This is a genomic window from Pseudoalteromonas sp. APC 3495 (assembly GCF_030407645.1).
GTDB lineage: Bacteria > Pseudomonadota > Gammaproteobacteria > Enterobacterales > Alteromonadaceae > Pseudoalteromonas > Pseudoalteromonas tetraodonis.
The window spans coordinates 45,461-57,843 of record NZ_JASDDA010000028.1; the positions used below are offsets into that span (position 1 = coordinate 45,461).

Genomic DNA, 12,383 nt, shown 5'->3' on the forward strand with positions numbered 1-12,383 from the left:
TCATTTGAAGTAAGCGGCTTTTTTGTGTCTAGGCTCTAGGCTCTAGGCAGCATTAGAACGTGTAGTTATACTGAGCACCAATAAGTACTGCATGACCTTTTGATTCAAAAGACCATTGCTGAGGTAGCGTTTCGCTTTCTACTTTTTCAGTGAACTTTTGCGTTTTACCACGTAATACACTCACACCTAAATCAACATTTGAGTTTTGATCAATCGCGTAGTTACCACCGAACGAGAACCAGAAACGGTCTGTATCAGGGATAGAAATTGATAAATGCTGTTGTGACACTGGCGACTCATCAAACGCAAAACCAGCGCGAAGCATTAAGTTTTCGCTGTACTGGTAATCAGTACCAATTGAGTAGCGCATTGCATCAGAGAAATCTTCTGTTTTTTCGAAGGCACTGAACTTATCGCCTGTAGGCGCAGTAACTTGTGCTTCTAATGAATCAAAGCTGCTCCAACCTGTCCATAATACGCTGTAGTGAACGCCTAGCTTTTCATCTAACTGGTGAGAACCAGAGAACTCAGCAATTGCTGGCAATGTGATTTCAACAGAGCCTGGTAAAACTTGATTTTGAAGTGGTGATACTGGAAGCTGTGTAAAGTACTCGCCTTCAAAAGTGATGTCTGTTTCTGTGCGGTAATTAAAACCAAAGCGGCTATTTTCATCTAGCTGATACATTAAGCCAACGTTTAAGCCGTAACCCATATCATCACCTTCAAGGTTAACCGCATCAGCACTTGCAGGAATAGATGCAATAACAGGGTTTACAGGAGGTACGAAACCAAACTTACGGATAATCTTCGCTTCTGCATAAATTGCATTCAAACCAATACCAAAGCTAAACTGCTCTGATACTTTATAAGCAACACTTGCGTTCATGTTTACAGTAACAATTTCAGTTTCACCGGCAATTTGGCCAGCTGCGTAATCATCGTTAAATTCAGTCGCTAGGCCAAAGTTAGAAAAAGCACCAAAACCAACCGATACCTTATCGTTTACTGGCATAGTGAAATAACCCGCTGGAATAATCGCACTTGGTGCAATGCTGTCATCATCTAGTGCGCTGTTATCTAAACCGTAGGCATTACCTGTGCCTTTAAGGCTAACATCAGGAATGACAGCCATAGCTGCAACACTAAGTTGCTTCTCTTTAAACAACGTCATTAATGCTGGGTTACGTGAAACCACAGACGCATCGTCTGCTACAGACGCTTCACCTGCGTATGCACGACCTAAACCAGATACGTTTTGCTCAGCAAGCTGAAAAGCCGCTGCAAAAGTATCAGCTGAAACAAATGCCAGCGATGCCGCAATAAGAGTTTTAGTAAATTTCATTGTTGTGTCCTTAGCCAAACTTACTGTTTGGATAGCTATGTGTGTTGTTATTAGAGTTTCAAACCTGCGTACCCTACCTTAATTTTTTATAAAAAACCTTACTAAAACGTTAAAAAAGGCCAAAAAACACGTTTTTTAACGACAATTTAACAACTATTTAAAACTCATCGGACAAGAAGTGTGGTATTAGAGTATATACTCTAATGATATTAATTCTTATTTGCATTGACTTGAAATAGTTTGCAATTTACACTGCAAATAAAATCACAAAGGGAGAAAACTGTGATCATTTTACTTATTCTTGCTGGACTTATTTTTTGCGGCATTAGTGTTTATTTCTTTTATAAGGCAAATTATTGCGCGTGTACGCGTGCTGGGAAATGTGACAATCCTGTCAATCAATATTGGCTCGCAGCCATTGCCATGGCGATTATTTCTTTGGTTTTTTGTTGCTTAGCGCTGCATGTAGAATTAGGCACATTACTGTGGTTAACGCTGATGGGAAGTTGTTTTTTGGGTGGCTATATTTCTGTTAAAACAAACGAAAAAAGAAGATGTAACGCTAAAGCAGTAAATGCTCTTTTAAAAGCCGAGGCAAATTAATCTTATAATCAGCAGGTTTAACACTTGCCTGTATTTTTATCTCGTTATTATTTAAGCTTAAATCTATATCTTTTGCGGTAACATGATGGTTATGTTTAGCGTTGTAAAAAAGCTTCACTTTAGGTTTGATAGGGTTTGAATGATTGCCCTCTAGCACCAACGCTAATCGCTCATTGGTTAACTTAACAATAGTCCCTACTGGGTGTACACCTAAACACTTAATAAATAACTGTACTAACTCTGCATCAAACAGCTGTTTGTTAGCTAACAAATAGCGAAGCGCATTAATTGGCTCATCACCCTCTTGATGCGGTCTATCTGCTGTCAATGCATCGTATACGTCTACAATAGCAATGATCCGAGCTGGGCGGCTTAATTTGCTTCCATCTACACCTCTTGGATAGCCTGAACCATCAAGACGCTCATGATGATTTACAATCATATCAAGCATTAAAGGCGTAATACCTTTTCCGCCTTTTAACAATCCTAAGCTTTGTGCGACATGCTTTTTTATTGCCGTCATTTCGTTACCTGTGACTTTTCCTGGTTTGGAAAATATCCCTTGCGGTAACTTAGCCTGACCTAAGTCATGCATTAAAGCCCCCATTGCAAGCTCTTGCACAACAGCGCGTTTATAACCTAAGTATTTAGCAAACACCGCTGTAAAAATGGTGCAGTTGATCATATGACGCCAGTTGTAACTGTGCTTATCTTTGATCCGAGTTAAAATAGTCATAGCGTGTTCATTACGAAATACAGAGCTCACTATTTCATTACTTATTTCATTGAGCGCTTCAATATTAAGTGACAAACCTGATGTTAAATCACCAAAAATACTTTGTAGTTTTCTGTTGTGCGCATCATAACTCACACTGGCTTTTGCAAACTCTTGCTCTAAGCTTATAGCAACCTTTGCCTTAACTGGCTTATCTTGCTTAGCTACAGGAGCTTGTGGTTTTTGTTTTTCTTTGTATTTAGCTGGTACGGCGACATCACTTTTTGTAAAGTCAATGAGAAGCTCAAGCACCCCTTCGGTAATTAAACGCTGAATGATTGATTTATCACGAACCAAACCACTGGTTTTAATTTTTATGCCATCCACACTCTCCTGCTGCTTAGTAACGCTATTTACGTACATGCCTGGAACGAGTTCTGATATAGGTAAGGTGATTAGCATAAAAATGAGGGTTTCTATAATTAATGAATATATACTTTAAATAGCATTATTTAGCTATAAAAGTCTAGCTTTTGAGTTCAGGGTAATAATAAATGATTAACATCAATAATTATACGCACCACCAAGAATAAATCATAAGCTCAGCAATGAATATACGCCTAAAGGTATAAAATAGATTGCTACATATTTTATTATCGAAAATTAAATAATGTAAGGCAGCGGACTAATTTAAATAATTGTAGGTATTTTGAGAAAGAAACAGGAAATGATACTTTAAACGCAAATGGCGCTCTCGGTAGGGATCGAACCTACAACTTAGCCTCCGGAGGGCCACGTGATATCCATTTCACCACGAGAGCACATTTGTTGCCGCCACATCAACTCGCGATATCAATGCTTTAGCATGCGCAATAATAAAGGCATCTTTGTATAAATGCCAGCATGATTCGTTTACATGTCTATAATTTAAACTAATCACTTCACAAAAGGTAAAAAAAGCGCTATTTGTTTATATTCTATAAAAAAACAGTAACGCTTTAGATACATATTATCTATTATTGTCACTGAACGGAAAGATTAAACACGAGGAAGTAATTATGAAGTTAATGTCAACAGAGCAAGTTGCTGAATTTTTAGGTGTAAAAGCAGAGCGCGTTAAACGCCTTGCTCGAGAAAGCCTATTAATCGCTAAATCAGAAGATGATAACGGCGAAATGCAATTTGACGCTGATGAAGTAGCAAAATACAAAGAGCTTGCGGAACGCTTTGGCGGACTTTAACCCTCCATTAAAGCAATAAGCTCGTCCAGTTGCGCGCGCAATACAACAACCTGATTGTTTATAGCGCGTTGCTCATACCAACCTATACATAACAGTAAGTAAACTAACTGATAGCAATTGAGTTTATGCATAGATAAATAAAATTGTTCTGATAGGGTGTGCGTTTTGTAATTGTTAAGCAGAGCCTGCTTGCCTGAAGCATCTAATTTAAAACTAACCGCTAACGCAGCAAGATCAAAATACACATCATTTGTTTGAGCATACTCAAAATCGATTAAATAAACGCCTTGCGGGTTTACCACGATATTTTCTTTGACTAAGTCGTTATGGCAAAAGCCGCTATCTACGGGCATGTTGGCTATGCTTTTTAATGTCTTGTCTATGAGCTTTTCATACTGTTTAAACACTAATAAATGCTGATAGGCTTGCAATTCCAAAGCTATATTCATTGCCTCATTATTAGTTGTATACGCATGAAGCTTAACAAGTTTAGTCAGTAGCGGCATCGCCAAATAAGACTGCGCGACGTCGCCATCAATATAGTTAAAAGCTGCGCGCTTATTTTGCTTATCAAGCCAGATGGGAGCAGAGCAAACTTGTTGTTTACTGAGCTCATACTGGGCATGTAACCCTACTTGTGGCCAATACGATTTATAACACTTTAATAAATAAGCTTGGCTGTCAGTACGGATCAAAAAGTTATCGTTGCTTAAACCGTTAACCAAATACTCTGTTGAGGTTATTGTGCTCGGTACTAAAAACGCGCTACAAATATTAACTAACTGAGAATGCTGATTCATAGATTAAAGTTGCGCCATGTGCTTGGCTTGGCTTTGCTCGTATTCTTCGTACCACGTTTTAAATCCCCATGCTGCCATAACGGTATAAAATACAAATAAAACAAGGGTTGGGTAATAGCCTTTTTCATAGTACAAATACATAGAGGCCGCATCAATGACTATCCAATAGAGCCAATTTTCTAGTACTTTTTTAGCTACCAGATACGTAGTAACCACAGCAAAGCAAGTTGTGAAACTATCAAGATACGCAAAATCTGCATGCGTATAGTTTTGCATTACATAGCCAATTGCTAATGACACTAATGCAGTCAGTACAATTAAAATAATATGTCGGTTTACCGGCCAGGATGTAATTAGTCGCTGCGCTTGATTAGCCTTGCCTTTGCGCCACACGACCCAACCAAACACCGCCATATACATATAATAAAAGTTTAGTAACGACTCCATTAGCAGCGCGCCATTCCAATACATAATGGTATAAATAAGCGTACTAAAAAAAGCCGCAGGCCAGCACCATAAGTTCTCTTTAATGGCCAGTAATAAATACGCCATCGACAAAGCAACCGCAATATATTCCCAATGCGACATAGCAGTAAAACCACTGAGTATTTGCGTTACAAAATCCATCATTATAAAACGACCGTGTTTGTTAAGAGGTTATTCGGGAGATAAATCGCCCGAAATAAATTTACACACAAATATAGCTTTACCAAATTGCTCATATGAATGTTTAATTTCTGTGCTGATCACTTGCATAACTAGATCATAATCACCAAATATTTGGGTCGACATCGTATTAGTGATCACTTTGAGTTCTTCGTAGGCATTAACTCTGTCGATAAAGCCTTTAATAAAAGGAATGTAATCTTGGTGGAGCGGGTATTTACTGATCTCTACTGATAACTTCATTTCAAACTCACCTTTTTAATTATTTGATTTCAACTAATCATTCAACGCAACTTAAATACAGTGTAAAATTACACTAACACTCAACTTAAATGAGCTCATTATGGCACGCAGAATTACCTACACTTTTAAAAATCAACCGCGCGAAATTAACTTCGCCAAAGATAAATACCACGATATGTATCAGGCTATTGCGGCTGCCGAAGGTATCGATTTAACTAACTACTTAAGCATGGTACGCCAAATTGAAATGACCTCTAAAGGGTCATCGGCTGTGCGTAACTTTCGTGATCAAGAATTTGCTCGCATGGGCTTTAGCGATATTTACTTTATAAAAGAGTAACGATACCGATTAAGTGAGCATCACGATCATTCTAGCAATGTAAACTTAATGGGTATTTTTAAAATAAATATTAGCGCTGGTACTCATAACTTACGCGCGGTGTAATATTACACAATAACTCGTAAGATATAGTATCAGCACATTGTGCAATTTCTTCTACCGGCAACTCAGGGCCCCACATTACTACCTCATCGCCGACTTTGATGCCATCAGCATTTTCACCAATATCAACACTGATCATATCCATAGAGATGTTGCCAGCAATACCATAACGTTTGCCAGCAATCACTACTGGGGTACCATGTTTAGCATGACGCGGATAACCATCACCATAGCCCATAGCAACCACTGCAAGCTTAGTTGGCTGAGCACTTTGCCAACTACCACCATAACCAACACCTTGCGCAGCATCAACATCGCGAATTGCAATAACCTTAGTGGTTAAGCGCATCACCGGCTTAAGCTGATGATCTTTGCCTGAAGTGTTAAGCATTGGTGATACACCATACATCATCAAGCCTGGACGCACCCACTCGCCATGACCGGCAGGCCAAGCAATAATACCGGCCGAATTTGCTAAACAATGTGCTTGTTGTTTGCCTTGCACTAATGAATCAAACAAAGCAATTTGCTCAGCTGTTTTGGAATCATTAACATCATCGGCACTGGAAAAGTGCGTCATTAAATTGATTGTATCTTTAGCGTTATTAGTCGCTTGCAAGCGCTGATAAAAATCATTCAATTGCGTTGGTGCAACCCCTAAACGATGCATACCCGTATTGATTTTTAACCAGCAACTGATTGGTGCATCGAGCTTTGCATTTTCAAGTGCTCTGAGCTGGTTTTCATCATGGATTATGGTTTGAAAGTTATTGGCTAATAAAATCGGCAAGTCATCTTGATGGAAAAAACCTTCCAACAACACAATAGGCTTGGTCAGCCCGCCTGCTCGAAGTGCGAGCGCTTCATCTATTCGTGCCACTGCAAATGCATCGGCATCATTAAGGTGCTGCGCTATTTTAACTAAACCATGGCCATAAGCATTGGCTTTTAATACCGCCATAACTTTACTGTTAGGCGCAAACTGTCGCACTTGCGCTAAATTATGAGCAAGTGCTTGTAAGTTAATTTCGGCAATAGCTAAGCGCATTAGTAATCATCATCTACAGCAGGCCCCGCGTAATTATCAAAACGAGAGAATTGACCTTGGAAGGTTAGGCGCACTTTACCAATCGGACCGTTACGCTGTTTACCGATGATAATTTCTGCAACACCTTTATCAGTACTGTCTTCGTTGTATACTTCGTCACGATAAATAAACATGATTAAATCGGCATCTTGCTCAATAGAGCCCGACTCACGCAAATCTGAGTTAATTGGGCGTTTATCAGCACGTTGCTCTAGGGTACGGTTAAGCTGCGATAGTGCAACAACCGGACACTGTAATTCTTTTGCTAATGCTTTAAGTGAACGTGAAATTTCGGCAATTTCTAAGGTACGATTATCTGACAAGCTAGGTACGCGCATTAATTGTAGGTAATCGACCATGATCATACTAATACCACCATGATCGCGGGCAATACGACGTGCACGTGAACGTACATCAGTGGGTGTTAAGCCTGAGGCGTCATCAACATACATTTTGCCTTTTTCCATGAGTAACCCCATGGTTGATGAAAGGCGCGCCCAGTCATCGTCATCTAGCTGACCAGTACGTACTTTGGTTTGGTTAATTCGGCCAAGGGACGCCAGCATCCTCATCATAATTTGTTCAGAGGGCATCTCTAGTGAGTAGATAAGTACAGGCTTGTCTTGGGTCATTGCTGCATGCTCAGCAAGGTTCATCGCAAAGGTAGTTTTACCCATCGATGGACGTGCTGCTACAATAATTAAATCTGAGGGCTGCAGACCAGTCGTCATTTTATCTAAATCAGCGTAACCTGTGCTTACACCGGTAACACCATCTTGTGGTGACTGATAAAGCTCTTCTATTTTATCAACGGTTTTTTCAAGTATATTGTGAATGCTTTGCGGGCCATCACTACTTTTTGTACGTTGCTCAGCAATTTTAAATACTTTGCTCTCAGCAAAGTCGAGTAAATCGTGACTTGTGCGCCCTTCTGGATTAAAGCCTGCCTCAGCAATTTCATTGGCAACACCAATCATTTCACGCACAACTGCACGTTCGCGTACAATGCTAGCGTAAGCATCAATATTAGCAGCACTTGGGGTGTTTTTAGCAATTTCGGCTAAATACGCAAAGCCGCCAATCCCTGAAAGCTGATTATTTTTTTCTAAACTTTCAGAAATAGTAATTAAATCAATCGGATCGCCAATTTCAGCCAGTGCTGTCATTGCCTCAAAAATAAGCTTATGGGTACGGGTATAAAAGTCCTGTGACACAACAAGTTCAGCTACGCGATCAAACGCTTGATTATCAAGCATTAAACCACCTAAAACAGATTGTTCAGCTTCTATTGAATGGGGAGGAACTTTAAGAGTGTCGACTTGCTTATCTGGTTTGGCCATAACTTCACAGTACTAAAATTGAATGGCTCTATTCTATCGACTTGGCGGGGCTGTGCAAATAGCAAAGCAGGAAATCTTTCCTGCTTTTTGTAACTTAAAATAAAATGGATGATTATTGGCGCTTAAGTCCAATCGTCCCACTTATGGTATTCATTTCTACACTGGCATCGGTGCCATTAGTATTAAACTTAATTCCACTTGCTGGGCCATATTTGGCTTTTTGCACTTGGTCGCTCGTTAGCTGGTTGTCAATTTTACCGCCGGCATGGGCTTGCACTTCAAATTGTGCCGATAAATCAGCTGGAAAGTAAAACTCGGCATTGCCACTTACAGATTCAAAACTTACATCAGCATCACTTAAAAGGCGATTAATACGCACTTCAACTTCGCCATTTACAGTGCTTATTTGTAACTCTTTGATTGCATCGAAGGTAAGATTGATATCACCGTTTACGTTTTCTAAGCGAATATCATTGGCAGTCGAGTTTGATTTTATATTCCCATTAACCGCATTAAAACGTACTTCTCCGTTAGATTGCTGATCATCAATTGCGCCATTTACAGTTTCAAATTGCACTTTACCACTGAGTTTTTTTGCGTTGATGTCACCGTTAACACTAGTAAGCTTAATATCGCCGTTAAGATCATTTACAGTAATGGCGCCATTGACTACATCAATTTCAGTGCCTCTTTTTAACTCTTTTGCAGTTACCGAAGCGTTAACCCCAACATACTCCAGCGCACTGCTTTGCGGCATGAAAATAGTTAGCGTTGAGCCATTATTGTTATTATCCCAGTTTGAAAGATCAGGCATTTTTACAATAAACTGAGTTTTATTACCTTGTGTTTTAAGAGTGTAGCCTTGTGCTTTATCATCAAGCTCGCCGCTCACTTTAAATTGATTTTTCTCCCAGCCCATAATATTTACATTGCCGCGCTGATTTTCTATATGAATAACGCCACCGTTTGGTACTTCAATTTGTTGTTCTATTTTTTCACCGGCAAATACAGCCATTGGTAATAAAGCGATTCCAAGTATTATTGCTTTCATTTATTTCTCCTAGATTTGTTGCCAACGCGGTGCATGCACCTTGTTAATTAAGTCGAGTTGTTGTTGATATACTTGCGCTAACATAGACAGTAGCGCCTTATTTTGTGGTTCATTTTCAAGTGTTTGCTTTATAGCCTGCTCAGCATCTTCAAGTTCTTGTAGCTGCACTTGCCAGTTATCTGTTAGTGCAGCTTGGCTTTGGTATTGAACAAGTAAACTTTGTTTTTGCTTAGTAAAAAAATCACTCATCGCCACAGCGGTATTTGTCTCTGGAGATGTAAAAAACACCATAGTGCTAACCAAAGCAGCCACACAACATGCCGCAATAGCAGTTAGCTTCGGCCAAACTACACTCTTAACTGTACTTGCCTGCTTATTAGTCATTATGGCGCGCTCAACCCCATCCCAGAGCTCTTTATCGGGTGTTATATTTTTATTTAATTGTGTTAGCGACTCATTTAAGTAGTCATCAAAATTTGTTTTACTCATTTTCGTACCACTGTTTTAATAATTGCCTTGCACGATGATATTGCGCCTTACTAGAGCCTACAGCCATGCCTAGCAAGGTTGCTATTTCTTCATGCCTATAACCTTCAACGGCATACAGTACAAATACCATTCTTGCGCGCTCAGGCAGCCTAACGATTAATTTATCTAAGCCATTTAAGCCATTGCAGTCATTTGCAGATTGCTCATCCATACCGCTTTGTTCAAAGCTAATAACTTTATTAAGCCAATGTTTTTGCTTACGCACATAGCTAATAGCAATATTACTGGTGACACTGTAAAGCCAGGTAGAAAATTGCGAACGCCCATCAAATTGCGCTATTTTGTGCCATACCTGTACAAATACTTCTTGAGTTGCATCTTGCGCATGCCCCTCATCGGCTATTAGCCTCAGGCATAAGCCATAAACTTTTGCTTTATGCATGTCATAGAGCGCTTTATAGGCTAACTGGTCGCCGTTTTTAACTTGATCAATAAGCATTTGCTGCACTTGATCAGTTATTGGCTGATTAGCGTCCATTAACATCGCAAATTTTTCCTGTTTATAATTATGTAATTGCAATTTAACTTATTAGACGTGAGAAGAAATAGAAAGGTTTAAATGAAATAAAATTTTTTTTGAAAATAAAGGTTTAACTTAGAAAAGTGTTTGATTTAATCCACAACAAACAATTTACTACTTCGGGTTATAAATTTTAGACACAAAAAAACCGTGCAAAGCACGGTTTTTTTTAACTTAATTTTAAAAATTAAGCTTCAGCAATAACGATTACTTTAATAGTAGCTGTTACGTCTGAGTGTACTGCGATTGCAACGTCAAATTCGCCAGTCTCACGGATAGTACCTAGAGGTAAACGAACTTCTGATTTAGCAACTTCAACACCAACAGCTGAGATAGCGTCAGCGATGTCACGAGTACCGATTGAACCGAATAATTTACCTTCGTCACCAGCTTTAGATACTAATGTAACTTCTGCTAATGCTTCAAGTTTGTCAGCGCGTGCTTGTGCTGCAGTTAACTGTTCAGCGATTTTTGCTTCTAGTTCTGCGCGACGTGCGTCAAACGTTTCAATGTTTGCTTTAGTTGCAGGAACTGCCTTACCTTGTGGGAAAAGGAAGTTACGTGCGAAGCCAGATTTAACAACAACCTGGTCACCTAGGCCACCTAGGTTAGCGATCTTATCTAGTAGAATAACTTGCATGTTTCTACACCTTTTAAAAACGTGTTAATCCGCTGCTTACTTATGTAAGTCAGTGTATGGAAGAAGGGCTAAGTAGCGAGCACGCTTAATAGCAGTTGCTAGCTGGCGCTGGTATTTAGCGCTAGTACCTGTGATACGGCTAGGTACGATTTTGCCACTTTCTGTAACATAGTTTCTAAGAGTAGCTAGATCTTTGTAATCGATTTGTTGTACGCCTTCCGCTTTAAAGCGGCAGAACTTACGACGTCTGAAATAACGTGCCATGAGATTAATTCCTCAAATAATTCTTTCTATATGCTGAGCATGCAAAACCAATTGGCTAAGGCCGTTACGACCTTCGTGGCGATTTAAAAAACCACTCACTTGCAATGCCTGCCCAACGTGCAAATGTTGAGTCTGTTGTTGCATTTGCTTACCACTGGCAACCACCTGAAGCCTCACATAACTATTACGGTTAAGATCTGCTTCAACTTGCATTGATTTATGTTCTACAACAAAAATACAATGCGGTATGCCCGCGGGGCTTTGGCTAAACTTGGGTGTTTTACAAACAACCCCCGATATAACCAGCTGATTCGTATATGGGCTAACCATTATAGTAACTGCTGACTACGTGCCATGCTAGGACTCAAAACAATTAAGCAGCTGGTGCTTCTTTCTTCTCTTCTCTTACAAGAGGAGACGCTTCAGTTACAGCGTTTTTAGTACGCATAACTAAGTTACGAAGCACTGCATCGTTGTAGCGGAAAGTAGTTTCTAGCTCGCTGATTACTTCAGTTGGTGCTTCAACGTTCATAAGAACATAATGAGCTTTATGAAGCTTGTTGATTGGGTAAGCCAGTTGACGACGGCCCCAGTCTTCAAGACGGTGGATAGTACCACCTGCTTCAGTGATAGAACCAGTATAACGTTCGATCATACCAGATACTTGCTCACTCTGATCAGGGTGAACCATGAATACGATTTCGTAATGACGCATGGATATTCCTTACGGTTAATAGAGCCTTCTACCGTTTCGGCCGGTCGGTTTAAGGCAAGGAATTAATAGTTTAAAAGCCGAAATGAGCGCGCATTTTACGCTTAGTAGGATAATTAAGCAAGCAGGTTTTTAAGCTTTAATAGATAAGCGTTAAAGGGTTCGGGG

General features: G+C 39.7%; 17 protein-coding genes and 1 tRNA gene. 3 read left to right on the plus strand and 15 right to left on the minus strand.

The genetic code is table 11. From position 1 onward, the window contains the following. Nucleotides 1–52 precede the first annotated feature (52 nt). A complete protein-coding gene (locus QL984_RS12145) occupies nt 53–1,342 on the minus strand; it encodes an outer membrane protein transport protein (protein WP_013464163.1) in 1,290 nt (429 codons plus the stop codon). A gap of 282 nt (nt 1,343–1,624) precedes the next feature. On the opposite strand from QL984_RS12145, the gene QL984_RS12150 reads away from it, so the two are divergent. Then, entirely contained in the window at nt 1,625–1,945 is a 321-nt protein-coding gene (locus tag QL984_RS12150) for a hypothetical protein (RefSeq protein WP_081745107.1), read from the plus strand. Here QL984_RS12150 and QL984_RS12155 read toward each other — a convergent pair. Then, nucleotides 1,905–3,122 (minus strand): HD domain-containing phosphohydrolase, encoded by a 1,218-nt coding sequence (locus tag QL984_RS12155; RefSeq protein ID WP_013464161.1) that lies wholly within the window; start codon nt 3,120–3,122, stop codon nt 1,905–1,907. The genes QL984_RS12150 and QL984_RS12155 overlap by 41 nt on opposite strands. Nucleotides 3,123–3,406: 284 nt before the next feature. Next, nucleotides 3,407–3,481: transfer RNA gene (locus tag QL984_RS12160), tRNA-Arg, on the minus strand. A gap of 237 nt (nt 3,482–3,718) precedes the next feature. Here QL984_RS12160 and QL984_RS12165 point away from each other — a divergent pair. Continuing rightward, nucleotides 3,719–3,901: a hypothetical protein gene (locus tag QL984_RS12165; RefSeq protein ID WP_008110377.1), complete on the plus strand. Its 183-nt coding sequence runs from the start codon at nt 3,719–3,721 to the stop codon at nt 3,899–3,901. Here the strand turns inward: QL984_RS12165 and QL984_RS12170 are convergent. From QL984_RS12170 to QL984_RS12180, 3 genes are read right to left on the minus strand one after another with little or no spacing between them, the layout of a single operon-like run. Continuing rightward, nucleotides 3,898–4,701 carry a phosphotransferase gene (locus QL984_RS12170; protein WP_290172816.1) on the minus strand — a complete coding sequence of 268 codons (804 nt, stop codon included), beginning with the start codon at nt 4,699–4,701 and terminating at the stop codon, nt 3,898–3,900. The genes QL984_RS12165 and QL984_RS12170 overlap by 4 nt on opposite strands. Nucleotides 4,702–4,704: 3 nt before the next feature. Next, complete coding sequence (pnuC, locus tag QL984_RS12175; RefSeq protein WP_290172822.1) at nt 4,705–5,328, minus strand: nicotinamide riboside transporter PnuC; 624 nt, start codon at nt 5,326–5,328, stop codon at nt 4,705–4,707. A 30-nt stretch (nt 5,329–5,358) separates the two neighbouring features. Further along, on the minus strand, nt 5,359–5,610 hold the full coding sequence (locus QL984_RS12180) for a hypothetical protein (protein WP_008110382.1): 252 nt from the start codon (nt 5,608–5,610) through the stop codon (nt 5,359–5,361). A 100-nt stretch (nt 5,611–5,710) separates the two neighbouring features. Between QL984_RS12180 and QL984_RS12185 the strand changes: the two genes are divergently transcribed. Continuing rightward, nucleotides 5,711–5,950, plus strand: coding sequence for a DUF2960 domain-containing protein (locus QL984_RS12185; RefSeq protein ID WP_290172817.1), 240 nt, complete (start codon nt 5,711–5,713; stop codon nt 5,948–5,950). Nucleotides 5,951–6,020: 70 nt separating this feature from the next. Here QL984_RS12185 and alr read toward each other — a convergent pair whose 3' ends face one another. From alr to rpsF, 9 genes are all read right to left on the minus strand, one after another. Continuing rightward, entirely contained in the window at nt 6,021–7,100 is a 1,080-nt protein-coding gene (alr, locus tag QL984_RS12190; protein ID WP_290172818.1) for an alanine racemase, read from the minus strand. Next, nucleotides 7,100–8,479 carry a replicative DNA helicase gene (gene dnaB / locus QL984_RS12195; RefSeq protein WP_016900130.1) on the minus strand — a complete coding sequence of 460 codons (1,380 nt, stop codon included), beginning with the start codon at nt 8,477–8,479 and terminating at the stop codon, nt 7,100–7,102. The genes alr and dnaB overlap by 1 nt, the downstream gene beginning before the upstream one ends. 112 nt (nt 8,480–8,591) lie before the next feature. Beyond that, nucleotides 8,592–9,530 (minus strand): DUF4097 family beta strand repeat-containing protein, encoded by a 939-nt coding sequence (locus QL984_RS12200; RefSeq protein ID WP_290172819.1) that lies wholly within the window; start codon nt 9,528–9,530, stop codon nt 8,592–8,594. A 9-nt stretch (nt 9,531–9,539) separates the two neighbouring features. After that, on the minus strand, nt 9,540–10,019 hold the full coding sequence (locus tag QL984_RS12205) for a hypothetical protein (protein ID WP_290172820.1): 480 nt from the start codon (nt 10,017–10,019) through the stop codon (nt 9,540–9,542). Then, the gene (locus QL984_RS12210) at nt 10,012–10,563 is read right to left on the minus strand and encodes an RNA polymerase sigma factor (RefSeq protein WP_016900127.1); all 552 of its coding nucleotides are present in this window, start codon (nt 10,561–10,563) and stop codon (nt 10,012–10,014) included. The genes QL984_RS12205 and QL984_RS12210 overlap by 8 nt, the downstream gene beginning before the upstream one ends. A gap of 223 nt (nt 10,564–10,786) precedes the next feature. Next, a complete protein-coding gene (gene rplI / locus QL984_RS12215) occupies nt 10,787–11,239 on the minus strand; it encodes a 50S ribosomal protein L9 (RefSeq protein ID WP_008110407.1) in 453 nt (150 codons plus the stop codon). A 36-nt stretch (nt 11,240–11,275) separates the two neighbouring features. After that, nucleotides 11,276–11,503, minus strand: a complete 228-nt coding sequence (rpsR, locus tag QL984_RS12220; RefSeq protein ID WP_002962753.1) for a 30S ribosomal protein S18 — start codon at nt 11,501–11,503, stop codon at nt 11,276–11,278. Between the two features lie 12 nt (nt 11,504–11,515). Then, nucleotides 11,516–11,833 carry a primosomal replication protein N gene (gene priB / locus QL984_RS12225; protein WP_008466122.1) on the minus strand — a complete coding sequence of 106 codons (318 nt, stop codon included), beginning with the start codon at nt 11,831–11,833 and terminating at the stop codon, nt 11,516–11,518. Nucleotides 11,834–11,876: 43 nt separating this feature from the next. Next, nucleotides 11,877–12,218 (minus strand): 30S ribosomal protein S6, encoded by a 342-nt coding sequence (rpsF, locus tag QL984_RS12230; RefSeq protein WP_008110420.1) that lies wholly within the window; start codon nt 12,216–12,218, stop codon nt 11,877–11,879. Nucleotides 12,219–12,383: the final 165 nt, after the last annotated feature.

What these genes read in the sequence shown, in the direction of transcription:
- QL984_RS12145 (WP_013464163.1), bottom strand. Translation starts at nt 1,342, where the DNA reads ATGAAATTTACTAAAACTCTTATTGCGGCATCGCTGGCATTTGTTTCA.
- QL984_RS12155 (WP_013464161.1), bottom strand. Translation starts at nt 3,122, where the DNA reads ATGCTAATCACCTTACCTATATCAGAACTCGTTCCAGGCATGTACGTA.
- QL984_RS12165 (WP_008110377.1), top strand. Translation starts at nt 3,719, where the DNA reads ATGAAGTTAATGTCAACAGAGCAAGTTGCTGAATTTTTAGGTGTAAAA.
- QL984_RS12170 (WP_290172816.1), bottom strand. Translation starts at nt 4,701, where the DNA reads ATGAATCAGCATTCTCAGTTAGTTAATATTTGTAGCGCGTTTTTAGTA.
- pnuC (WP_290172822.1), bottom strand. Translation starts at nt 5,328, where the DNA reads ATGGATTTTGTAACGCAAATACTCAGTGGTTTTACTGCTATGTCGCAT.
- QL984_RS12180 (WP_008110382.1), bottom strand. Translation starts at nt 5,610, where the DNA reads ATGAAGTTATCAGTAGAGATCAGTAAATACCCGCTCCACCAAGATTAC.
- QL984_RS12185 (WP_290172817.1), top strand. Translation starts at nt 5,711, where the DNA reads ATGGCACGCAGAATTACCTACACTTTTAAAAATCAACCGCGCGAAATT.
- alr (WP_290172818.1), bottom strand. Translation starts at nt 7,100, where the DNA reads ATGCGCTTAGCTATTGCCGAAATTAACTTACAAGCACTTGCTCATAAT.
- dnaB (WP_016900130.1), bottom strand. Translation starts at nt 8,479, where the DNA reads ATGGCCAAACCAGATAAGCAAGTCGACACTCTTAAAGTTCCTCCCCAT.
- QL984_RS12200 (WP_290172819.1), bottom strand. Translation starts at nt 9,530, where the DNA reads ATGAAAGCAATAATACTTGGAATCGCTTTATTACCAATGGCTGTATTT.
- QL984_RS12205 (WP_290172820.1), bottom strand. Translation starts at nt 10,019, where the DNA reads ATGAGTAAAACAAATTTTGATGACTACTTAAATGAGTCGCTAACACAA.
- QL984_RS12210 (WP_016900127.1), bottom strand. Translation starts at nt 10,563, where the DNA reads ATGTTAATGGACGCTAATCAGCCAATAACTGATCAAGTGCAGCAAATG.
- rplI (WP_008110407.1), bottom strand. Translation starts at nt 11,239, where the DNA reads ATGCAAGTTATTCTACTAGATAAGATCGCTAACCTAGGTGGCCTAGGT.
- rpsR (WP_002962753.1), bottom strand. Translation starts at nt 11,503, where the DNA reads ATGGCACGTTATTTCAGACGTCGTAAGTTCTGCCGCTTTAAAGCGGAA.
- priB (WP_008466122.1), bottom strand. Translation starts at nt 11,833, where the DNA reads ATGGTTAGCCCATATACGAATCAGCTGGTTATATCGGGGGTTGTTTGT.
- rpsF (WP_008110420.1), bottom strand. Translation starts at nt 12,218, where the DNA reads ATGCGTCATTACGAAATCGTATTCATGGTTCACCCTGATCAGAGTGAG.